This is a genomic window from Pseudomonas sp. GW821-FHT09C08 (assembly GCF_059418125.1).
On the sequence record NZ_JBWKPG010000002.1, the window covers coordinates 366358 to 387268 of the forward strand.

General features: G+C 62.9%; 17 protein-coding genes and 1 pseudogene. 5 read left to right on the forward strand and 13 right to left on the reverse strand.

Annotated features, from left to right (window positions below):
- Positions 1-266 precede the first annotated feature (266 nt).
- The 8 genes and pseudogenes from AC07OJ_RS08300 to AC07OJ_RS08335 all read right to left on the reverse strand — a co-directional run bounded on the left by AC07OJ_RS08300 (position 267) and on the right by AC07OJ_RS08335 (position 12000).
- On the reverse strand, positions 267-1907 hold the full coding sequence (locus tag AC07OJ_RS08300) for an ATP-dependent DNA ligase (protein WP_495094366.1): 1641 nt from the start codon (positions 1905-1907) through the stop codon (positions 267-269).
- On the reverse strand, positions 1904-2908 hold the full coding sequence (locus tag AC07OJ_RS08305) for a ligase-associated DNA damage response exonuclease (protein WP_065903019.1): 1005 nt from the start codon (positions 2906-2908) through the stop codon (positions 1904-1906). The genes AC07OJ_RS08300 and AC07OJ_RS08305 overlap by 4 nt, the downstream gene beginning before the upstream one ends.
- 180 nt (positions 2909-3088) lie before the next feature.
- A complete protein-coding gene (locus tag AC07OJ_RS08310; protein ID WP_495094367.1) occupies positions 3089-5530 on the reverse strand; it encodes a penicillin acylase family protein in 2442 nt (813 codons plus the stop codon).
- Between the two features lie 225 nt (positions 5531-5755).
- Positions 5756-6400, reverse strand: a complete 645-nt coding sequence (locus AC07OJ_RS08315) for a glutathione S-transferase N-terminal domain-containing protein (protein WP_065903017.1) — start codon at positions 6398-6400, stop codon at positions 5756-5758.
- 93 nt (positions 6401-6493) lie between these two features.
- Positions 6494-7279 (reverse strand): ABC transporter ATP-binding protein, encoded by a 786-nt coding sequence (locus AC07OJ_RS08320; protein ID WP_495094368.1) that lies wholly within the window; start codon positions 7277-7279, stop codon positions 6494-6496.
- Positions 7276-8334, reverse strand: coding sequence for a FecCD family ABC transporter permease (locus AC07OJ_RS08325; protein ID WP_106804940.1), 1059 nt, complete (start codon positions 8332-8334; stop codon positions 7276-7278). The genes AC07OJ_RS08320 and AC07OJ_RS08325 overlap by 4 nt, the downstream gene beginning before the upstream one ends.
- Before the next feature lie 131 nt (positions 8335-8465).
- Positions 8466-9593: pseudogene (locus AC07OJ_RS08330) on the reverse strand (ABC transporter substrate-binding protein).
- Between the two features lie 25 nt (positions 9594-9618).
- Positions 9619-12000, reverse strand: coding sequence for a TonB-dependent receptor (locus tag AC07OJ_RS08335; protein ID WP_106804938.1), 2382 nt, complete (start codon positions 11998-12000; stop codon positions 9619-9621).
- A gap of 197 nt (positions 12001-12197) precedes the next feature.
- On the opposite strand from AC07OJ_RS08335, the gene AC07OJ_RS08340 reads away from it, so the two are divergent.
- Positions 12198-12908 (forward strand): response regulator, encoded by a 711-nt coding sequence (locus AC07OJ_RS08340; RefSeq protein ID WP_065903005.1) that lies wholly within the window; start codon positions 12198-12200, stop codon positions 12906-12908.
- Positions 12905-14290 carry an ATP-binding protein gene (locus AC07OJ_RS08345; RefSeq protein WP_495094369.1) on the forward strand — a complete coding sequence of 462 codons (1386 nt, stop codon included), beginning with the start codon at positions 12905-12907 and terminating at the stop codon, positions 14288-14290. The genes AC07OJ_RS08340 and AC07OJ_RS08345 overlap by 4 nt, the downstream gene beginning before the upstream one ends.
- A 92-nt stretch (positions 14291-14382) precedes the next feature.
- Here the strand turns inward: AC07OJ_RS08345 and AC07OJ_RS08350 are convergent, their stop codons facing one another.
- The 4 genes from AC07OJ_RS08350 to AC07OJ_RS08365 form a co-directional block, all read right to left on the reverse strand.
- Entirely contained in the window at positions 14383-14592 is a 210-nt protein-coding gene (locus tag AC07OJ_RS08350; RefSeq protein WP_065890089.1) for an SEC-C metal-binding domain-containing protein, read from the reverse strand.
- Complete coding sequence (locus AC07OJ_RS08355; RefSeq protein WP_065903001.1) at positions 14589-15071, reverse strand: LEA/WHy family protein; 483 nt, start codon at positions 15069-15071, stop codon at positions 14589-14591. Before AC07OJ_RS08355 ends, AC07OJ_RS08350 begins: the two co-directional genes overlap by 4 nt.
- 118 nt (positions 15072-15189) lie before the next feature.
- Positions 15190-15660, reverse strand: coding sequence for a YchJ family protein (locus tag AC07OJ_RS08360; RefSeq protein WP_065902999.1), 471 nt, complete (start codon positions 15658-15660; stop codon positions 15190-15192).
- Between the two features lie 4 nt (positions 15661-15664).
- A complete protein-coding gene (locus AC07OJ_RS08365) occupies positions 15665-16162 on the reverse strand; it encodes a DUF6231 family protein (protein WP_065902997.1) in 498 nt (165 codons plus the stop codon).
- A gap of 191 nt (positions 16163-16353) precedes the next feature.
- Between AC07OJ_RS08365 and AC07OJ_RS08370 the strand changes: the two genes are divergently transcribed.
- Positions 16354-17049, forward strand: a complete 696-nt coding sequence (locus AC07OJ_RS08370) for a PA1041 family peptidoglycan-binding anchor lipoprotein (protein WP_065902995.1) — start codon at positions 16354-16356, stop codon at positions 17047-17049.
- Positions 17050-17204: 155 nt separating this feature from the next.
- Entirely contained in the window at positions 17205-17963 is a 759-nt protein-coding gene (locus tag AC07OJ_RS08375) for a collagen-like triple helix repeat-containing protein (protein WP_065902993.1), read from the forward strand.
- Between the two features lie 160 nt (positions 17964-18123).
- Here the strand turns inward: AC07OJ_RS08375 and AC07OJ_RS08380 are convergent, their stop codons facing one another.
- A complete protein-coding gene (locus AC07OJ_RS08380) occupies positions 18124-18588 on the reverse strand; it encodes a CopD family protein (protein WP_106804935.1) in 465 nt (154 codons plus the stop codon).
- Between the two features lie 99 nt (positions 18589-18687).
- On the opposite strand from AC07OJ_RS08380, the gene dinG reads away from it, so the two are divergent.
- Positions 18688-20832, forward strand: a complete 2145-nt coding sequence (dinG, locus tag AC07OJ_RS08385) for an ATP-dependent DNA helicase DinG (protein WP_495094370.1) — start codon at positions 18688-18690, stop codon at positions 20830-20832.
- Positions 20833-20911: the final 79 nt, after the last annotated feature.

A 20911-nucleotide genomic window follows, 5' to 3' on the forward strand; every position in this document is an offset into this window, starting at 1 on the left:
TTACTGAACGGTGTCAGACGCAACACAAGTAGCAATTTCTGCACCATAGTTCCGAATGGTCGTTTTAAAAGGTGGGAAGAGGGAGATCTCAGTGTAGGAGATGCCCGAAAATGGGCACACAAAAAACAGTGCACCCATTTGGGGCTGATGCAGATCGAAAACCTGGGAGCTGGCTTGCCGGGGATGGTGGCGAGTCAGCTTATTTCATCTGTCACTGATCCGCCGCCATCGCAGGCAAGCCAGCTCCTACAGGGATTTGTGGGGTTTTAGCATCCGGTCAGCAGGTCTTGCAGCGTGGCCAGGTTGTCAGCCTCATCCACCGCCTTGTCCTGCCGCCACCGCAACATCCTCGGAAACCGCACCGCGATCCCACTTTTGTGCCGCTTGGACAGGGCTATGCCCTCGAATCCCAGCTCGAATACCATGCTCGGCGTGACACTGCTGACCGGTCCGAATTTCTCTACGGTGGTCTTGCGCACAATCGCGTCGACCTTGCGCATCTCTTCGTCGGTCAGCCCTGAATAGGCCTTGGCGAAGGGCACGAGCGTGCGCTCGCTGCCGGGCGGACCGTCCCACACGGCGAAGGTGTAGTCGCTATAGAGGCTGGCGCGCCGACCATGGCCGCGCTGGGCGTAGATCAACACGGCGTCGACGCTGAACGGGTCGACTTTCCACTTCCACCACAGGCCCATGTCCTTGGTGCGACCCACACCGTAAAGGCCTTTGCGCTCCTTGAGCATCATGCCTTCGACGCCCAACTGACGGGAGGCTTCGCGTTGCTGCGCAAGATCCTGCCAGGTCGCGCCCGTGAGCAGGGGCGATGGAATCAGCACGGGTTGGTTGCACTGGGCGATTACCCGCTCGAGTTGAGCGCGACGTTCGGCCTGGGGCTGGTTGCGCCAGTCGGCGCCCTGGTATTCCAGCAGGTCATAGGCGAGGACGGCGACCGGTGCATCGTCGAGCACCTTTTTGCTCAGGGTCTTGCGGCCAATTCGCTGTTGCAGCAGGGCGAAGGGCTGCACTGCGTCCTTCCACACCACGATTTCGCCGTCGATAACCGTACCATCGGGCAGGCCACTGGTCAGGCTGTGCAGTTCGGGGAAACGCTCAGTGACCAATTCTTCGCCACGCGACCACACCCACAAGCGGCCGTCGCGCTTGACCAGTTGCGCGCGAATGCCATCCCACTTCCACTCCACCTGCCAATCGGCGGGGGAACCGAGCAATGCGTCGAATTGCTCCACCGGTTGCGACAAGCCATGGGCGAGAAAAAACGGATAGGGCTGTCCGCCGCGCTGCGCATGTTCGTCGTCTGATTCGGCGGCGATCAGCTTGAGGTAGCCTTCCGCCGTCGGCCGGTTGGACAGGTCGGTGTAGCCCACCAACCGCTGCGCGACCCGCTTGCTGTCGAGGTCGGCCATTGCGGCGAGTGCACGGGTGACCAGCAATTTGGACACGCCGACGCGAAAGCTGCCGGTGATCAACTTGATGCACACCATCAGGCTCGGTTGATCCAGTTGCGCCCATAACGCCGGCAGGCGCTCGGCCAGGTCCTGAGGTGCCAGGCCGCGCAGCGGCAGGAGCTTTTCTTCCAGCCACACCGCCAGGCCATCCTGCGAGGTGTAGGTAGATTCCGGTAATAGCAGGGAAATGGTCTCGGCCAGGTCGCCGACCGACTGGTAGCTTTCCTCGAACAGCCACGGCTCGATGCCCGCCGCCTCGGTGGCCATGTCCCGCAGCAGGCGCGTCGGCACCAACTGGCGAGGGCGCCCGCCGGACAAAAAATACACCGCCCATGCCGCATCTTCTGCCGGAGCGTGCAGGAAGTAGGCTTGCAATGCCGCGAGCTTGGCATTGCTGGACGTGGTGGCGTCAAGGTTGGCGTAGAGCTGCGCGAAGGCTTTCATGCCGTGGCCTCTTCTTCGTCATCCCCGTATTCGGTGGTGAAGCCTTGGGCATCCAGGCCTTTTTCCCGCAGGTGGCGCACCAGTACGCCGACCGAACCGTGGGTCACCATCACGCGTTCGGCGCCGGTCTGTTCGATGGCCCACAACAGCCCCGGCCAGTCGGCGTGGTCGGACAGCACAAAGCCACGGTCGACCCCGCGCCGCCGCCGTGTGCCGCGCAGGCGCATCCAGCCACTGGCGAAGGCGTCGCTGTAGTCGCCGAAGCGCTTGATCCAACTGCTGCCGCCGGCGGAAGGCGGGGCGATGATCAGGGCTTGGCGCAGCAGCGGGTCGGTTTTTTTGAAGTCGCCGGCGTAAAGGGTTTCCGGGATATAGATACCCGCTTCGCGGTACACCCGGTTCAGCGGTTCGACCGCGCCATGACTGAGGATCGGGCCGATGCTGGCGTCGATGCCATGCAGGATGCGCTGGGCCTTGCCGAATGAGTAACAGAACAACACGCTGGCCTTGCCGGCGGCAATATTGGCCTGCCACCAGGCGTTGATCCCGGCAAAGATCTGCGCCTGGGGTTGCCAGCGGTAGATCGGCAGGCCGAAGGTCGACTCGGTGATAAAGGTATGGCAACGCACGGGTTCGAACGGCGCGCAGGTGCCGTCGGGTTCGACTTTGTAGTCGCCGGAGGCAACCCAGACTTCACCCTGGTATTCCAGACGCACCTGGGCCGAACCGAGTACATGCCCGGCAGGGTGGAAGCTCAGGGTCACGCCGTGGTGAACGAGTTGTTCGCCATAGGCGAGGGTCTGCAGGTTGATGTCCTGGCCCAGGCGCGAACGCAAGATGCCTTCACCGGGGGCGGCGGCCAGGTAGTGCTGGTTGCCGGTGCGGGCGTGGTCGCCGTGGGCGTGGGTGATGACCGAACGTTCCACCGGGCGCCAGGGGTCGATGTAGAAATCTCCGGCGGGGCAGTAGAGGCCTTCGGGGCGGGCGATGACAAGGTCCATGGGCGTGCCGGGGGCAATGGGCTTATCAGGTAGGAGGCAGGGGCGGGGCGAGAAGTTCTATCTGAATGCAGGTGGTCCATTGTCGGCGCCGGCTTACCGGCGATAGCGCTGTGTCAGACGGCTGGAACGCCGGCTGACAGTGCACCATCGCCGGCAAGCCGGCGCCTATAAGGAGGCGGGTTATTTGCCCGGCGTCAGGGTCAACCGCGCCTTGCCATACACCTTCTCGAAGTTCTGCGGCTGCATCGGGAAGCTCAGGTATTGCGCCTTGAGCGACGGGTCGATGCCGTTGGCGTAGTTCGGGCTGGCGGGGTTGCCGGACTGGCCGATGCCCCCCTGGCCCATCATCGGTTCCACCTGGCCGAAATCGACGATCATGCGCAGCGCCGGCACCTGGGTGGTGTTGAAGTCCTGGCCCCAGGCATACGGTGCCGGGTTCAGGGTGTTGTGGTCGCCACCGGACGCCAGCGGGCCGCGAATTACCTGGCCAGTGCTGTTTTTCCAGGTGGTGCTGTGCAGCTTGCCCCACTGCCAGGCCTTGTGGTCGGCACCGAGTTGGCTGTCGCCGACGGTGATCGCGGCGGCCAGGCTGCGCGCAAGGATCGCGGGTTTGTCTTCTTTTTGCGGCGTGCGCACGTCGTCCCAGAACGGGCTGTCTTCACGGCCCAGCAGATGGTCGGCCTGGGCGGCATAGGACAGGCTGGCGTTGCTGACGAAGGCCTTCCAGCTGGCGCTGTTTTCCGGGCCCAGTTCGTCAAGGAAGATCTGCTTGGTGCTTTCCTGCAGGAACAGCTCGTAGAGCGCGGCGTCGGCGGACGTTGCCACGAGCCGGCCATCAAACGCCATCAGGCGACTCAGCGCCTCGCGTGCCTTGGCCTGTTCGGCGGCCGGCAATGCTGCAATCGCCTGTTTCAGCGGCTGGGCCATGCCCGGTGCCTGGAACATGGTCTTGAGCTTGGCGGCGAACAGGGTGGTCTGGTCGTACTGCATGGCGATCATGCTGCGGCTGTCGTGCTTGCCGGCATTGGCCAATTGCGCCAGGCGCTCGCTGCGTTCCGGCGCGTCCCACGAGTTGGACAGTTGCATGCCGTAGCCGCGCGGCGCGGTGCGCTGGTTGGCGGTGCCGATCCAGCCTTGGGCCGGGTCCTGGTCGTAGGGGTGCAGCATCGCATCGGCGTAGCCGTCCCAGTCAAAGCGGGTGTCCCAGCCCGGCGAGGGCAGCAGGCCTTCGCCTTCGCGACGGTTGGGGAAACGCCCGGTGACTTGCCAGCCGATATTGGTGGCGTCGGCGAAGATCATGTTCAAGGCAATCGCGCGGATTTCGCGGGTGGCGTCCGACGCCTTGGCGACGTTTTGCGCACGGGACAAATCGAAGAACGCATCCAGGCTCTTGTCATCCTTGAAGTCGGCCGTTTGCAGGGCCAGACCCAAGCCGCTGGTCAGGGCCTGGCTGCTGTTGAGAAGGGCGCCGTGACGGGTTTCGTACACCACTTCACGCAGTGGGCGCTGGCCTTTGGCAAAGTAGGTCTCGTTGCGCACGCCAGCCGGTAGCCATTTTCCGTTGTTCTCGTAGTACAACGCGTTGCCTTGGCGTTTGACCTTCTCCAGGAACAGGTCCTGGGTGTCGCCCTTGACCGTGCTCATGCTCCACGCGACTTTGCCGTTGAAGCCGGACAACAGGGTCGGCAAGCCGGCAATCGAAGCACCGACGGCCTGGTATTTGGGCGCACGAATCTGCACGTAGCTCCACGGCGACGGAGCCTGGGGCTGGGCGGCGAGGTCGCTGGCCAGCAGGCTTTTGCCGCTGCGGCTGCGTTGCGGGCCAATCGCCCAGTTGCTCGAGGTAGTGACGGCCAGCGCGTTGAGGCTGCTCAGTTGCTGGCTGGCCGTGTCCAGCCCGGCCAGGCCAGTGATCTGGCTAAGGTTCACGCCTTTGAGTTTCTCGGCTTCGGCCAGCGGAATCGGCTCATCCGGCGTGCTCGGCGTCAGCCAGGCGAGCTTGTCGACGCCAACTTTTTGCGCCAGCACCAGGGAGGCAAGTTCTTCCTGCAGGTTGGCCGACTCGCTGAAATTCAGCAGGCAGAACAGCAGCGCCGAATCTTCCGGCTTCCAGTACTCGGGCTTGTAGCCGGTCTGTGCCAGGTCCGGCGGCAGCTTGTCGCGGTAGCGGAACAAGTAGGCGTTGACGCCGCGCGCATACACTTCGAAGAAGCGCTTGAGGCGTGGCGAGGAGGCGTTATACAGCTCGCCGGCGCTTTTCTTGAGGTTGACCGCACGCATGAAACGGTCGACATCCAGCACCTCAGGGCCGGACATTTCTGCCAGGCGGCCCTGGGCCAGCAGGCGCAGGGTGACCATCTGGGTGATGCGGTCACTGGCGTGCACATAACCGAGGCTGAACAGCGCGTCGTGGAAGGTGTTGCTTTCGATCAGCGGCATGCCCTGGGCATTGCGGCGTACCGATACATTCTGTGCCAGGCCTTTGATCGGCTGCACGCCGGCAACTGGCGGCAGGGTGTCCTGGGTGCTCTGGAGCTGGCAACCGGCCAGGCTTAATGCACTGGCCACTGCCGCGGCAACGCCGAACCGGGGAAGAAAATGTGAGAGGGCTGGCGAGGCCATGGCAAAGCTCCTGCGGGGGGTAGCGTCAGTAAAGGCGCTACGTTAGTGAGCGCGGCGAAACGACGCAAGCGGGAGTTTTGGGTTAAGCGTGAGAACTTGATTCGGACAGCGATCAAGGTGGGCGTTGGCCTGCCTGCGATGCCAGCACCCAGGTGCGTCAGTCACACTCTGGTGAGGCTATCGCAGGCAGGCCCGCGCCCGGATTTGATCGCGTGCTGCTTCAGATCAGGCCTTGGGCGGGTTCACTTTCTGTACCAGTTCATACGCGCGCACGGTTGCTGGCCGCTCCTTGATACTGTTGAACCAGCGCAGCACATGTGGGAAGTCTTCCAGGCGTTGGCTCTGCCACTTGTGGGAAACGATCCATGGATAGATCGCCATGTCGGCAATGCTGTAGTCCTCACCCGCGACGAACGCGCGGTCGGCCAGGCGCCGGTCGAGCACACCGTACAGGCGCGCGGTTTCGTCCACATAGCGCTTGATCGCGTAGGGAATCTTCTCCGGGGCGAACTGGCTGAAGTGGTGGTTCTGGCCCGCCATCGGCCCCAATCCACCCATCTGCCAGAACAACCATTGCAGTGCTTCCTGGCGACCACGCAGGTCTTGCGGAATGAACTTGCCGGTTTTTTCCGCGAGGTACAGCAGGATTGCGCCGGATTCAAACAGCGAAATCGGCGCACCGCCGTCGGTCGGATTCTGATCGACGATGGCCGGGATGCGGTTGTTGGGAGCGATCTTCAGGAAGTCCGGCTTGAACTGGTCGCCCTGGCCGATATTGATCGGGTGCACCTTATAGGGCAGGCCGGCTTCTTCCAGGAACAGCGATACTTTGTGACCGTTGGGGGTAGTCCAGTAGTACAGGTCGATCATGAAGCTCTCCAAATGAGCGAATGCCTGCAGCTATAGGTGAAGACCAAGGGGCAATAATTCAATCAAACATTTGCGTCTAACCTTAGAAGCGTTTTACACAGCGCCGTCCACCAACACTTGCAGCGACTGCTGCGAGCAGCGTTCGATGCGCACCTGCACGCCATACACCTCGGCAAACAGCGCCGGGTCGAGCACCTCATCTGCCGTGCCGCTGGCATACAGCCGGCCCTTGCGCAGCACGGCGATATGGTCGGCAAAGCGTGCGGCAAGGTTGATGTCGTGCAGCACCACCACGGCGATCAGTTGGTGCTCGCGCACCAGCCCGCGCACGCACTCCATGACTTTCAACTGGTAGTTGAGGTCGAGGGCGCTGGTGGGTTCGTCCAGCAGCATCACCTGGGGGCGACGCGCGATCAGTTGGGCAAGACTGACCAATTGGCGCTGGCCACCCGACAACGTGCTGAGTAACTGGTCGGCCAAGTGCGCGATGCCAATGCGTTGCAACGCCTCGAAGGCTTCGCGCAGGCAGGCCTCGCTGGACAGTGGAATGCCCTCCACATGAGCCACGCGCAGCGCGGCGATCACGCTTTCCATCACGCTGAGGCTCAGGCCGGGCGGCAGGTTCTGCGGCATGTAGGTCACCCGTCGCGCGCGTTCGGCAACGGACATGGCCGACAGGTCGAGGTCGCCCAATCGCACAACGCCTTGCATCTTTTCCAGCCCGGCCACGGCACGCAGCAAGGTGGATTTACCCGCGCCGTTGGGACCGATCAAGGCGGTCAGGCTGCCGTGGGGCAAGGTCGGCAAGCTCAGGTCGTGCACGATCTGCCGGCGCCCGTAGCTCACATTGGCGTTGTGTACCGATAAGCCCGCACTCATAACTGCCTCCCCCGCTTGAACACCAGCACCACGAAAATCGGCACGCCGACCAAGGCGGTGACAATGCCCACCGGCACAATCACCCCGGGCATGATCAGCTTGCTCGCAATCGACGACAGCGACAGCAGCAACGCACCGGTCAGGGCGCTGGCCGGCAACAGGAAGCGTTGATCCTCACCCACCAGGATCCGCGCGATATGCGGACCTACCAGACCGATAAATCCGATGGTGCCTACAAAGGCCACGGCGGTGGCCGACAACAGGCTGATGCGCAGCAACGAGAAAAACCGCAGGCGCTTCACGTCCACGCCAAAGCTCTGCGCGCGGTCCTCGCCCATGCGCAATAGGGTCAGGCGCGGTGCGGCGGTGAAGGAAAACGGCAGCACCACCGCGACCACCAGCGCCAGGATGCCGAGCTTGTCCCAATTGGCCCGGGTCACGCTGCCCAGAGTCCAGAACACCAGCTGTTGCAGCACGTCTTCGGTGGCCACCAGTTGCAGCAAGGCCACCACCGCGTTGCAACTGAACACCAGCGCGATGCCGAACAACACCAGGCTTTCCACGCCGGCGCCGCGCAGGCGTGACATGGCTTGCAGTAAAAACACCGAGGCGGCGGCGAAGATAAACGCCGAGATCGAAATCGCGGTGTTGGCCGAGACCCACAGCGTGGTCACCGGGAACACAATCACCAGCGATGCGCCCAACGCCGCCGCCGACGACACGCCCAAGGTAAACGGGCTGGCCAGCGGGTTGTTGAGGATCGCCTGCATCTCGGCCCCGGCCAGCGACAACGCGCAGCCTACCAGCACCGCCATCAGCGCGTAGGGCAGGCGCACGTTCCAGATGATCACCTGGTCGGTGGCGCTCAGGTGCGAGGGATGCAGGATGCCGTCGAGTAACGCCAGCAGGCCCATGCCCGACGGGCCGCTGGCCAGGTCGACCAGAATCGCGCAGGCCAGCGCGGTGCCGAGCAAGGCCAGCAGCCAGGCACGCCGCGCCAGCAGGCGACGGTAGCCGTGGGTGGCGCTGGCGAGGTCGAGGGTTTGAGTGGTCATGGAGTTCACACAATTTTGAAGACGATGAAAATCCAAATGTGGGAGCGGGCTTGCTCGCGAATGCGCGGTGTCAGTCACTGAATAGGTCGACTGATACACCGCCTTCGCGAGCAAGCCCGCTCCCACAGTTTTTACCGCGTTTCGACAGCAGGCTTGCTGTTGATCCAATAGGCACCCTGCAGCGGCATCCCCAGGAACTGCTGGTTGATCTGCGCCATCGTCGCCTGCGGGTCCAGCGTGGCGAACAGCTGCGGGTGTACCCACTTGGCCAGCGCTTCAATCGCCAGCAGGTTGTAGGGCGAGTTGTAGAAGTCATGCCACAGGCCGTGGGAATTGCCTTCGCGGATCGCGCGAAGATTGGCGAATTCCGGCCGCGCCAACACGCGGTCAAACGCTTCACGCGCCTCGTCCTAGGTAACGCCTGCGCCCAGGATCAGGCCGGGTTTGTGGTTGCCGGTGGCCACGTACACATCCGGATCAGCCTTCAGCGCATATTCAACGCTGATATCACCCAGCGCGCCGGGCACGACATCGGCAGCGATGTTGCGTCCGCCGACCAGCTTGATCACTTCACCCATGCCGCTTTTGCCGGTGGTGTGCCCCGGTGCCTGCCAGGCACCGGCCAGCAGTTCGAGGAACACGCTCGGGCGCGGGCCGGCCGGCAAGGTAGCGACGGCGTCGCTGATCACCTTGATGTGCTGGTCATAGAACGCGAGGAATGCCTTGGCCTGGGCTTCACGCCCCAACGCCTGGCCCAGCGCGCTCATGCTGCTATGGGTGCCTTGTACCGGGTTGATGCGAAAATCGACGAACAGCACCGGGATTCCGGCCTTGGCCAATACATCGGCGACCGGGCTGTGTTCGGTCGGGCCGTGCCCGGAGATGCTGAACACCGCCAGGTCCGGTTTCAGCGAGAGAATTTCTTCAGCGCTGACGCTTTGTTCCGACGCCTGCCCGATCAAAGGGATGTCTTTGACCGTCGGAAATTTCGCCACGTAGGCGTTATAGGTGTGTTGGTCCAGCAGCTTCAGATCGTTCTGCCAGCCGACGATGCGCTGGAACGGCGCGTCCTTGTCGAGCAGGGCAAACGCCGAAATCAGGCGGCCTTCACCCAGTACCACGCGTTTGACGTCGTCCTTGACCTCGACCTTGCGGCCGAGCACGTCGGTGACTTCGTGGGCGGCGGCGGTTTCGGCATGGCCGAGGACCAAGGCGCCGAACAGCACGCCGAGCTTGAGCAAGTGAAGGGGTTTGCGCATGGCAGAGGCTCCTGGTGAGAGAGGATCAGAATTCATAATCGACGCTGGCGGTGAGGGTGCGCCCGGCACCTGGGATGCCGTAGAGCTGGAAGCCATCGAGGGAGGCGCCGACCTGGCTGTAATAGAACGTGTTGAAGACGTTGTTGAGGTTGAGGTTGACCGTGGTGTCCCTGTTCACCTTGTATTGCGCGGCCAGGCTGCTGAGCCAGTAGCCGGGGGCTTTTTCATGGTCGCGGGTGTAGATCGCATTCACGCCGGAGGGGCCATTGGCGTAGCTGCTGTTGTTGTTCAAGCCGCCGACGTATTTGTTGTCGGTGTAGCGGCGCCGACCGACGTATTGCTCGCCGTAGCTCAGGCTCAGGGCGTCGGTGACGGCATAGGTGGTCCACAGGTTGGCGGTCAGGTCAGGGACGTTCTTGGCTTCGGCGCCCTTGTTGATGCCTTTGGTCTGGGTACTCTTGAGCGCCGAGAAACCGGTGTAGGCGGTCCAGCGCGAGGTGATATTGCCTTGCAGGCCGAGTTCCACGCCGTCCACGCGCTTGGCGGGCAGGGCGCGTACCGGGGCGGATTCGCCGTCCTGGTATTCCCAGGCGTTGTCGAGTTCGGTGCGGAAAATCGCGGCGGTGACGTTCAGCATGTCGTGGGCAATGTCCCACTTGGTGCCCAACTCGTAGGTCTTGGACTTGGCCGGGCTGTAGTTGCTGGTGCTGGCCGCGCCGTAGATCTGGTTGTTGGTGGATGCGCCCAACGCCGACGGTTGCGCTGCTTCGCTGTAGGAAACATAGACGCTGCCGTTGGGCAACGGCTTGTACACCGCGCCGACCCGTCCGCTCACCGCACCGTCGGTGCTGCTGATGGTCGATTGGCCGCGTTGGCTGGTTTGCGCCCGCCAGTTGTCGTAGCGCAGCGAGCCCAGCACCTGCCACTGCTCGTTGAGGGTGACGGTGTCACCCAGGTAAATACCGGCGTTGTCGATCACCGAGCGCGGGTCGCCTTCACCCTTGGTCACGTAGGTGCTGGCGAAGCTGTGGCTGGGCTCGCTCATGTCGAAGAACAGGTTGCCTGCCGGCACTTCGGCGTTGCGCTTCAGCCCGCCGTAGGTCTCGTGGTAGAACTCGAGACCCGAGACCACCGCGTGTTGCAGGCTTGCTGTGTTGAACTTGAAGCTGAAGTCGGTCTGGTTATCCAGGATGGTGTAGCGCTTGGACAAGCCAAAGTCGCTGCCGCGCAGGATGCCGTAGGCGGTGTTGCTGTTGTTCACGTAGTCGGTGTAGGCATTCACCGTGCTACCTGGCACTTGGCTGATCGGGCCTACACCGGTGTAGCCCAAAGTCGCACAACGGGCGCCGGTGCAGGTTTTGTTGCCATTCGCGTCGGCGGCAAAAAAACGCGCCGGGGAGAGCACGGCGAAGTTGTCGCTGCGTTCCCAGCGAGTCTGATTGCGCAGGTTGGCTTCATTCCAGTCGAAGTCGTGCTCCAGGCGGGCAGTCAGCGAGGTGGTTTTGTTTTGCTGGGTGTAGAGGCTGGAGTCGCCGTACCAGTTCGAGCGTTTCACCCCGGGCATGCGGTCGCCGTCGGTGCCCCGCTGGATCGGCACGCCGCCGTCCGGGGTGTTGGTGTCTTTCTGGTAGAAGGTGTCGATGAACAGGCGCGTGTCGGTGCCCAGGCCGAAGCCGAACGAGGTGGCGATGCCCCAGCGGTCGTAGTCCACGTCGTCGCGCTCGGCCACCTGGTTGTAGTGTTTCATCAGGTTGATGCGTACGGCGGTGGTGTCGTTCAGTTGCTTGTTCAGGTCGGCCGTGAGCCGGCGATAGCTGTCGGTGCCAATCCCGGCCGAGACCTTGTTGGCATCGCCCAGGTGCGCTTCCTTGCTGACCAGGTTGACACTGCCGCCCACCGCAGAAACCCCGGACTCGATGGAGCCGGTGCCCTTGAACACTTCGGCCTGCTGCAGGTTGAAGGTGTCGGTACGGGTCGACATGCCGGCATCGCGCACGCCGTCGACGGTCAGGCTCTGCTCCGAAGAAAAGCCCCGGATCGAGAACAGATCGCCCCAGCCCAGGTTGCCCTCGCCAGACATGAAGGTAATGCCCGGCACGTTGCGCAACACTTCCTGCAGGGTCTGCGCGTTCTGCTCCTTGAGCACCTGCTGGGGCACGATGGTCACGCTTTGCGGCGCGTCCAGCAGCGGTTGGCTGATTTTTGCCGAGGTCACCCGGTCCACTTTGAAGGTGGAGGTGGCTTCACCGTCGACCTTGATTTCCGGCAGGCTCAGCACCGAGCCATTGGTCGTGGCGGCTGTCGTATCGGCCAAGGCGGTCGGGGCGACGCCGCCAGCCGCGAGGAAACCGAACATCGGCGCCAGGGTACTGTGCAACGTGTGACGGTGAGGGGTGGGCAATGACATAGGCAGTGATCCGAGTCTAAATTACAATTACTCTCATTTAGGTTCGGTAGTCTAAAGAGCGATTCCGCCTGCCATACCGGGGCTTTGTATCGCTGATGCGTGATTATGGTTTCCTACAACATTCCATTACATTTGCCTGCACTGCTGGCTGAACTTTCGGCTATCTCCTGCGTTTTGAGTTTTCGGATCGACTGCCCATGGCCAAGCAAGACCACCTGCTGATCGTTGATGACGACCCGCAAATCCGCCAACTGCTCTGCGACTACCTGAGCGATGCCGGTTTCCAGGTATCCACCGCCGCCGACGGCAAGGAAATGCGCCGCCGCCTAGCGCTCAACGTGATTGACCTGATCGTGCTCGACCTGATGCTGCCGGGTGAAGACGGCCTGAGCCTGTGCCGCGAACTGCGGGTCAGCTCCAACACGCCGGTGGTGATGCTCACGGCCAAGGGCTCGTTGATCGACCGCATCGTCGGCCTGGAGATCGGCGCCGATGACTACCTGCCCAAGCCGTTCGACCCGCGTGAGTTGCTGGTACGGATCAAGGTCGTGCTGCGACGCGTGCAGAGTTTTCCGGATCGCGCGCGCCTGGACGAGGCGCCGAGCATTCGCTTCGCCGGCTGGCAGCTCGACACGCGGGCGCGGCAGTTGCTGTCGCCGCAAGGCGTGGTGGTGAGCCTGGGCAACTCGGATTACCGCGTGTTGCGCCTGCTGTTGCAGCACCCCAACCGTCCGTTGAGCCGCGACTTTTTGCTCAACCACGTGTTCGACAAGGACAGCACGCCGTTCGACCGCTCCATCGACGTGTGCATCAGCCGCCTGCGCTCGCAACTGCCGGCGGGGCTGATCAAGACCGTGCGCAACGAGGGTTACATGCTCACCGCCGATGACGTGGTGTTGGAATCGTGAGACTGCTGCCGCGCTCGCTGTTCGGGCGGCTGGTGCTGATCCTGGTCAGCGGCATGCTCGCGGCCCAGGCCCTGACCAGCAGCATCTGGTACGACCGGCGGCATGGCCAGGTGCTGGAAATCCCTGCGCGGCTGATCGCCACTCGACTGGCGGATGTGGTGCGGCTGGTGCACAGCGATCCGCAGCAGGCGGACCTGCTGATCAAAATGCTCGATACGCCGAACTTCCGCCTGACCCTGAGCGACCAGGCCAGCGCCACCCCCAGTACCCTCAACGATGCTGACCGGCCCACCGAGCGCTTGATCAAAAAGGTGTTGTCGCAGAAGACCGGCTACGCCCAGACCCTGGTGCTGTTGCGCCTTTCCCTGGTGGATGGCGAAGGGCAAAGCGCCGGGCTCTCGACACTGCTCAGCTCCCAACCGGTGGTGGGGCAATTCCTGATCGATCTGCGTCTGCCCGATGGGCGCTGGTTGCAGGTGGATGCCAGTGAAGAGCAGGGCTGGACCAGTACCTCGCCGCTGGACCTGCTGTTCGACTACGTGATGCGCATCTATTTGTTGCGCGTGTTGGTGCTGGTGGTGATTGCCCTGGTGGCGGTGCGCCTGGCCATCCGTCCGCTCAATGCGCTGGCCAAGGCCGCCGAAGCCCTGGGCCGTGATATCCAGCGGCCGCCGCTGTCGGAGGATGGCCCCACCGAAGTGCGCCGCGCCGCGCAGGCCTTCAACGCGATGCAGCAACGGCTGATTGCCAACATCGCCGAGCGCACGCGTTTTCTTGCGGCGATTTCCCACGACTTGCGTTCACCGATCACACGCCTGCGCCTGCGTACCGAGATGCTCGACGACCCTCGCACCCAGGAGCGTTTTCGCAGCGACCTGGAAGAAATGGAGCACATGGTCTCCAGCACCCTGGATTTTGCCAGCAGCGGTGAAATCAACGAGACGCGGCAGAACATCGACATCAATGCCTTGCTGCAAAGCTTGCAGGCGGACTTGCAGGATGTGGGCGAAAGCGTGCGCATCGAAGGTCGTGCCAGGCAACCGTTGCCGGGGTACGCGCGCAGCCTCAAGCGTTGCGTGCAGAACCTGCTGGAAAACGCGGTGCGTTATGGTCGCGACGTGGTGGTGCGGGTCGAGGACCAGGCGGACAGTTTGAAGATCATCATCAGCGACCGAGGGCCGGGGATTCCCCAGGAACAACTGGAGCAGGTGATGGAGCCGTTCTACCGCGTGGAGGGTTCACGCAATGCCGAGACGGGCGGGTATGGGCTGGGGTTGAGCATTGCGCACACCATTGCCCGGGCGCACGAGGGACGGTTGAGCTTGAGCAATCGGGACGGCGGGGGGCTTGAGGTGGTGTTGCAGTTTCAACACAAACCCTGACGTGCTAACTCAACCTGAAGGAACCGGCTTGTCGGCGACAGCGATGTTGGGGACGCCATCGCCGGCAAGTCGGTTCCTGCAGGGTCAGGGCATCAAGCCCCGTGGCACTTCTTGAATTTTTTCTCGCTGCCGCACGGGCAAGGATCGTTGCGGCCGACGTCCTTCAACGCGTTGCGCACCGGCTCCTGGTGAGCGTGGCCGCAGTTCGGGCCGTGGACATGACCGTGGTCGTGATCGTGGTGATCGTGATGATCATGATCGTGGTTGCAGTCAGGACCATGGACATGGGGTTGCTGAGTCATCGATGTCGCTCCGGAATAAAATCGCCGGGGATTATCTCGCCATTGTGGTTCACCTGCACGTCATAACCGATGAATAATCCGGTTTTCAGCTCACCCTCCAGGCGATAAGGCACGGGTTTGTCGGGATTTTTCAGCATCTGCACGACATCGCGGATCTGCGGCCAGAGGTTGGTGCGCACCGACACCTTGAAAAACGCGTGGCCCCGGGGCGGCACGGTCAGCCATTCGTTGGACTCACCTTCGGTCAGCACAAAATCGCCGAGGCTGACCTTGTAGATCAGGCCGCGCACCGTCAGGTCGGCGTCGTCGCGGTTGTCCACGCGAAAGTACAGCTTGAATTTCTGCTCGAGCAACTTGGCCCGCACCACTTCGACTTTCACCAGCGAGACGTGGGGCGGCGGCGCATCGTCTTCGAACCAGGACGCGCAGCCGGTGAGGCCGAGGGTCAACGCCAGCATCAAGCTGTACATCCGAAGCATGGCGTTATCCATCCTGTGTAGGAGCGAGCTTGCTCGCGAAGGTCGTCAACGATGACGCGCTAAGCCTGACACACAAAGGTGCCCCCGGGGTTTTCGCGAGCAAGCCCGCGCTTGCAGGTCAGAGGTAGCTGGAACAACACTTCTTGAATTTCTGCCCACTGCCGCACAGGCACGCATCGTTGCGGCCGGCCTTCACTTCCACTGTCGGGTCGATGAAGTACCAGCGCCCCTCATTCTGTACGAAAGAAGACTGCTCGCGGTGGCTATGTTCGCCGGTGCTGTCGTGCCAACGCGCGGTAAAGGTCACAAAGGCATGTTCTGGCTGGCCGCCGAACACCTCCGAGTTTTCGACTTCCAGGCCGAGCCAGGTGCTCTGGGCGCTCCAGGCGGCGATGGCGTCGCGGTCGAGGCCGGCCTGTTGCGCGGGCAGGGTGGTGGCCACCAGGTAGTCCACCAGGCCCAGCACATAGGCGCTGTAGCGTGAACGCATCAGGGCGCTGGCGCACGGGGCCGGGTGCCCGGCGTGATAATGGCCGCAGCAGGCATCCAGCAGGTTGCCACTGCCGCAGGGGCAAATGGATGTACTCATCGGGTTACCACCAATACTTTCCGAAGTTTTCCGGGTTGGCCCAGAAGCGGGCGTTGAGCCAGTCCGGCACCTGTTTATAGTCAAGCAGATCGTAGGTAAACAGCGTCAGAACCTGTTCATCGCGCTGGAAACGCTCGCCGGCCTGCAGGGCCAGGGAGAAGAAGTCGGTGTCTTTCCAGTCGCATGCGCCCAGGTCCACCAGCACGGCAATGCGGCTGGCGTTGAGGTTGCGAATGCCACCGAGCAAGGTCAGGCCTTGCGGTTTTGACAGGTGCTCCAGGCAGTCGACCACCAGCGCCAGGTCAAAACGCTGCGCCGCAAGTTCCGCCGGCAGGGCGCCGGGCGCTGCCACGGACACCTGGGTATCCGGGTGCGCGGCTTGAAACGCGTCCAGCGCCGGAAACTGACTGGCGCCCAATAACAGCAGGCGTTTGGGCTGGTGCAGATCCAGCAAGGCAGCCAAGGCTTGCTGGGGCGTACGGGAAGAAATGCCAGCGGTCATCAGAGATCCTCACATCAAGACGCTAGAGACTAGCGCGGCTGAGCGTGCGGGCCTAGAGCGGGCGGCTGCGAAAAGTCCGTCGAGAACGACGATCCCTAACAAATACGGGGGCGTGGCGTAGTGGCGCAGTTGAAAAGAGCGGTCTTTACTCCACCCATCGGCCCCCGCCGATCCCCTCAGGAGAAAGTCAGATGAGCATCATGCGGACAGCTCTACCCTTGGTTCTGCTCACCGGGTTATTGACAGGTTGCGCAGGCTTGCAAAAAACCGATTGGCCGACCTGCGCTGCCGTTGGCGGTGTGACCGGCGCGGCGATCGGCGCCACGGAAAGCTCGGCCTATGCAGGCTACGGCGCCTTGCTGGTCGGCGGCATGGCCGGCGCCTATTGCTGGGTGCACGGTGATGGCGACGAGGACGGCGATGGTGTGCCGGACAGCCGTGACAAGTGCCCGCACACGCCAAAAGGCGTGCAGGTCGATGCCAATGGCTGCCCACCGGTGCCGCCGGCTGCGGTGGTTGAGGAAGTGGTGGTGGTCAAGGAAGAAACCATCGTAATTCGCGATGTGCACTTCGAGTTCGACTCGGCCAGGCTGACCGCCGCCGATAAAACCAAGCTCGACACCATTGCCACGCGCCTGAAACAGGAAGCCCCGAGTGCTCAACTGCGGGTCAGCGGGCATACCGACAGCGTCGGCAAGGATGCCTACAACCAGAAACTCTCGGAAAAACGTGCTCACTCGGTCACCGATTACCTGATCGGCGCCGGCGTGCCGCGCAGTGCCTTTGTGTCTGTGACGGGGGCGGGCGAAAGCCATCCGGTTGCCGACAACAAAACCGCTGAAGGTCGTGCCTTGAACCGTCGTACGGAAATCCAGATCAACCGCTGACAAACCTTGCCCCTGTGGGATCCACAGGGGCATTGTCGCGCGCCTCGCCTGCACCTCTCCCTGCACAAGTTTTTTGATGCTTCACTGGCAAATCGCCTGTAGAAGTCGTTACTGTGCGTCCAAAGAAAAATTCGAAATCAGTCAGGAGCCCCATGATGCGTAAGGTTTTACTGTTGGCCGCGTTGGTCAGCCCCGTCGCCCTGGCCCAGAGCGTCAGTGTTGAGACCAATTCGTTGATGCGCCTGCCCAACAGCACCAGCGTGTTGCAACTGGAGCGTCTGGAGGTAGCGGACTACGGCACCTTGCTGATCCCGGCCACCATCAGCCAGGTCACGGTGGATGAGCTGCACCTGGGCCGCGATGCGCGGATTGCGATTGTCCCCGGCGGCACCGTGCTGCAACTGCAGGTGCGCCATGCGCAGTTGGACCACGGCAGCCAGATCACTTCGCGGGGCGCGCCGGGCACCCATGAAAAACCGGCCAAGGCCGGGCGAGACCTGACCTTGCGGATCAATTCACTGGTGGCTGAAGAGCTGTCGGTGGATGCCCGTGGCGGCGCGGGCGCCCAAGGGTATGCCGGGCTGGATGGTGCCAACGGCGTGGACCCGGGTTGCACCTGGGGTTCGGCCGGGCGTGGCGCCAACGGTGACAATGGCGGCGACGGCTTGCCGGGCGCTGCGGGCGCGCAGGTGCGGGTCGAGTTGCCGCAGGACTTCCCGGCCCAACAGATCAAGGTCTGGGTCGACGGCGGTGCCGGCGGTCTGGCCGGCACGGCGGGCAAGCCTGGCAAAGGTGGCGAGTCCAAGGGCTGCCTGGTGTACCGCGCCGACGGCGGCGAGAAGGGCCGCCCAGGGCTGGAAGGGCAACCAGGGCCAGCAGGGCCTGCGGGCACTGTGACCGTACAGCGTCTGTAACCTCTCTAATGTGGCGAGCGGGCTTGTCCCGCGTTGGGCTGCGCAGCGGCCCCAAACCCAAACACCTCGGTTTGCCTGAAACAACGCACCGATTCCTGGAGGGGCCGCTTCGCAGCCCAACGCGGGACAAGCCCGCTCGCCACAGGGGGCTTGGCCGGCCTCAGAACATCGGCCGGGCCGACGCGATTGCCACCACTACCAGTCCCACGATCAAGTTGATCCCGACCAATTTGCGGATCTGCCCCAGCGCGGCCGCGCCTGCCGGCCAGTCTTCAGCCGCCACTGCCTTGCGCAATTCCGGGAATTTCAACGCCTGGATACGGATAAACAGCGCCGTCATCACCAGGTACAACCCCATCATCACCTGCACGTAGCGCGGCGCGGTTTCAAAGCCACTGAAGCGCAGTTGCAACAGGCCGATGCCGCTGATCGGCAAAACCAGCACCGCCACCCACACCCACACGAAAAAACGTTGAAACACATTTGCCCACAACTTGAGCCGTGCGGGGCCCTCAAGTGCCGCCACGGCGGCGGGGCGCAGGATCATCCAGGCGAAAAACATACCGCCGACCCATACCAGGGCGGCCAATACATGCAGGGTGTAAGCGAGGCTAAACGCGGTCATTGTGGTACTCCGTTCTGCGCGGGATTAATTAGCGGGGTATGATAGCGGCCGATCCGAACCACTGAAAATTTATCCAGCGTTTTTTGCGCCCGACTATCCATGATCAGCACTGAACTCAAAACCACGATCCAGGGCGCCTATTCGCGTTTTCTCGAAGCCAAGAGCTTGAAACCGCGCTACGGCCAACGCCTGATGATCGCCGAAGTGGCCAAGGTCCTCGGGGATATCGACGTCGACGACGAAGGCCGCCGCGAAGGTGAGCCCGCCGTCGTGGCCGTCGAAGCCGGCACCGGTACCGGCAAGACCGTGGCCTACAGCCTGGCCGCGATCCCCACCGCCAAGGCCGCCGGCAAGCGCCTGGTGATCGCCACTGCGACTGTCGCCCTGCAGGAGCAGATCGTCTACAAAGACCTGCCCGACCTGATGCGCAACAGCGGCCTGAACTTTACGTTCGCGCTGGCCAAGGGCCGTGGGCGCTACATGTGCCTGTCCAAACTCGATGTGCTGCTGCAGGAAGGCCATGCGCAAACGGCCACGGCGCAGCTGTTCGAAGAAGAAGGCTTCAAGATCGAAGTTGATGAAGCCAGCCAGAAGCTGTTCACCAGCATGATCGAGAAACTGGCCGGGAATAAATGGGACGGCGACCGCGACAGCTGGCCCACCGCCCTGGAAGATTCCGACTGGGCGCGCCTGACCACCGACCACAGCCAGTGCACCAACCGCCATTGCCCCAACTTCGGCCAATGCGCCTTCTATAAGGCCCGCGAAGGCATGGGCAAGGTCGACGTGATCGTCACCAACCACGACATGGTCCTGGCCGACCTGGCCCTGGGCGGCGGCGCCGTGCTGCCGGACCCGCGCGATACGCTCTACGTATTCGACGAAGGCCATCACCTGCCGGACAAGGCCATCGGCCACTTCGCCCATTACACGCGCCTGCGCTCCACCGCCGACTGGCTGGAAACCACCGCCAAGAACCTGACCAAATTGCTCGCCCAGCACCCGCTGCCCGGTGACCTCGGCAAGTTGATCGAGCAAGTGCCGGAGCTGGCGCGCGAGATCAAGACCCAGCAGCAATTCATGTTCAGCGCCTGCGAGCAGGTCGCTGACTTCAAGCCCGGTGAAGACGTGGAGGGGCGCGAGCGTCCACGCCACCGTTTTGTCGGCGGGCTGATCCCCGAGCACATGCGCGAAATGGGCATCGAGCTGAAAAAAGGTTTCTCGCGCCTGACCGACCTGTTTACCCGCCTGACCGACCTGCTCAAGGAAGGCATGGATGGCGAGGTCAACATCGGCATCGCCAGCAACCAGGCCGAGGAGTGGTACCCGCTGTTCGGCAGCCTGTTGTCGCGTTCCCAGGGCAACTGGGAGTTGTGGACTGCGTTTACCGTCGAAGACCCGGAAGACAACCCGCCGATGGCCCGCTGGCTGACCCTGTCGGAAAGTGGCGCGCTGTTCGACATCGAGGTCAACGCCAGCCCGATCCTCGCGGCCGAAATGCTGCGCCGCAACCTCTGGAACGTGGCCTACGGCTGCCTGGTGACGTCGGCGACGCTGACCGCCCTGGGCACTTTCGACCGCTTCCGCATGCGTGCCGGCCTGCCGAAAAAAGCCGTCACGGCCGTGGTGCCGAGCCCGTTCCATCACGCCGACGCCGGCGTGTTGCGGGTGCCCGACCTCAAGGCCGACCCTCGGGATGCGGCGGCGCACACGGCTGCGATCATCCGCGACCTGCCGGAACTGGTGGAAGGCTCGCGCGGCACGCTGGTGCTGTTTTCGTCACGTAAACAGATGCAGGACGTGTTCGACGGCCTCGACCGCGACTGGCGCAAGCAGGTGTTTATCCAGGGCAACCTGTCCAAGCAGGAAACCCTCAACAAGCACAAGGCGCGCGTCGATGGCGGCGATTCCAGCGTGCTGTTCGGCCTGGCAAGCTTCGCCGAAGGCGTGGACTTGCCCGGTGCCTACTGCGAACACGTGGTGATCGCCAAGATCCCGTTCTCGGTGCCGGATGATCCGGTCGAGGCGGCATTGGCCGAATGGATCGAGGCACGCGGCGGTAACCCGTTCATGGAAATCTCGGTGCCGGATGCGTCCCTGAAACTGGTGCAGGCCTGCGGTCGCTTGCTGCGCACCGAAGAAGACCGGGGCACCATCACCTTGCTTGACCGCCGCCTGGTTACCCAGCGCTATGGCAAGGCTATCCTGGATGCCTTGCCGCCGTTCAGGCGCGAAATTTCTTAAGCCACTGTGGGCGAATTCGCCCACTTCGTGGTCTATCTGACTGCCAACGCTTTACGTCATCAGGCCATTCATCGGCCGT

Excerpts from the sequence above, each read along its gene's own strand:
- AC07OJ_RS08370 (WP_065902995.1), top strand. The coding sequence starts at position 16,354 with ATGAGCATCATGCGGACAGCTCTACCCTTGGTTCTGCTCACCGGGTTA.
- AC07OJ_RS08380 (WP_106804935.1), bottom strand. The coding sequence starts at position 18,588 with ATGACCGCGTTTAGCCTCGCTTACACCCTGCATGTATTGGCCGCCCTG.
- AC07OJ_RS08365 (WP_065902997.1), bottom strand. The coding sequence starts at position 16,162 with ATGACCGCTGGCATTTCTTCCCGTACGCCCCAGCAAGCCTTGGCTGCC.
- AC07OJ_RS08300 (WP_495094366.1), bottom strand. The coding sequence starts at position 1,907 with ATGAAAGCCTTCGCGCAGCTCTACGCCAACCTTGACGCCACCACGTCC.
- AC07OJ_RS08355 (WP_065903001.1), bottom strand. The coding sequence starts at position 15,071 with ATGCTTCGGATGTACAGCTTGATGCTGGCGTTGACCCTCGGCCTCACC.
- AC07OJ_RS08320 (WP_495094368.1), bottom strand. The coding sequence starts at position 7,279 with ATGAGTGCGGGCTTATCGGTACACAACGCCAATGTGAGCTACGGGCGC.
- AC07OJ_RS08325 (WP_106804940.1), bottom strand. The coding sequence starts at position 8,334 with ATGACCACTCAAACCCTCGACCTCGCCAGCGCCACCCACGGCTACCGT.
- AC07OJ_RS08315 (WP_065903017.1), bottom strand. The coding sequence starts at position 6,400 with ATGATCGACCTGTACTACTGGACTACCCCCAACGGTCACAAAGTATCG.
- AC07OJ_RS08335 (WP_106804938.1), bottom strand. The coding sequence starts at position 12,000 with ATGTCATTGCCCACCCCTCACCGTCACACGTTGCACAGTACCCTGGCG.
- AC07OJ_RS08350 (WP_065890089.1), bottom strand. The coding sequence starts at position 14,592 with ATGACTCAGCAACCCCATGTCCATGGTCCTGACTGCAACCACGATCAT.
- AC07OJ_RS08375 (WP_065902993.1), top strand. The coding sequence starts at position 17,205 with ATGCGTAAGGTTTTACTGTTGGCCGCGTTGGTCAGCCCCGTCGCCCTG.
- dinG (WP_495094370.1), top strand. The coding sequence starts at position 18,688 with ATGATCAGCACTGAACTCAAAACCACGATCCAGGGCGCCTATTCGCGT.
- AC07OJ_RS08310 (WP_495094367.1), bottom strand. The coding sequence starts at position 5,530 with ATGGCCTCGCCAGCCCTCTCACATTTTCTTCCCCGGTTCGGCGTTGCC.
- AC07OJ_RS08305 (WP_065903019.1), bottom strand. The coding sequence starts at position 2,908 with ATGGACCTTGTCATCGCCCGCCCCGAAGGCCTCTACTGCCCCGCCGGA.
- AC07OJ_RS08340 (WP_065903005.1), top strand. The coding sequence starts at position 12,198 with ATGGCCAAGCAAGACCACCTGCTGATCGTTGATGACGACCCGCAAATC.
- AC07OJ_RS08360 (WP_065902999.1), bottom strand. The coding sequence starts at position 15,660 with ATGAGTACATCCATTTGCCCCTGCGGCAGTGGCAACCTGCTGGATGCC.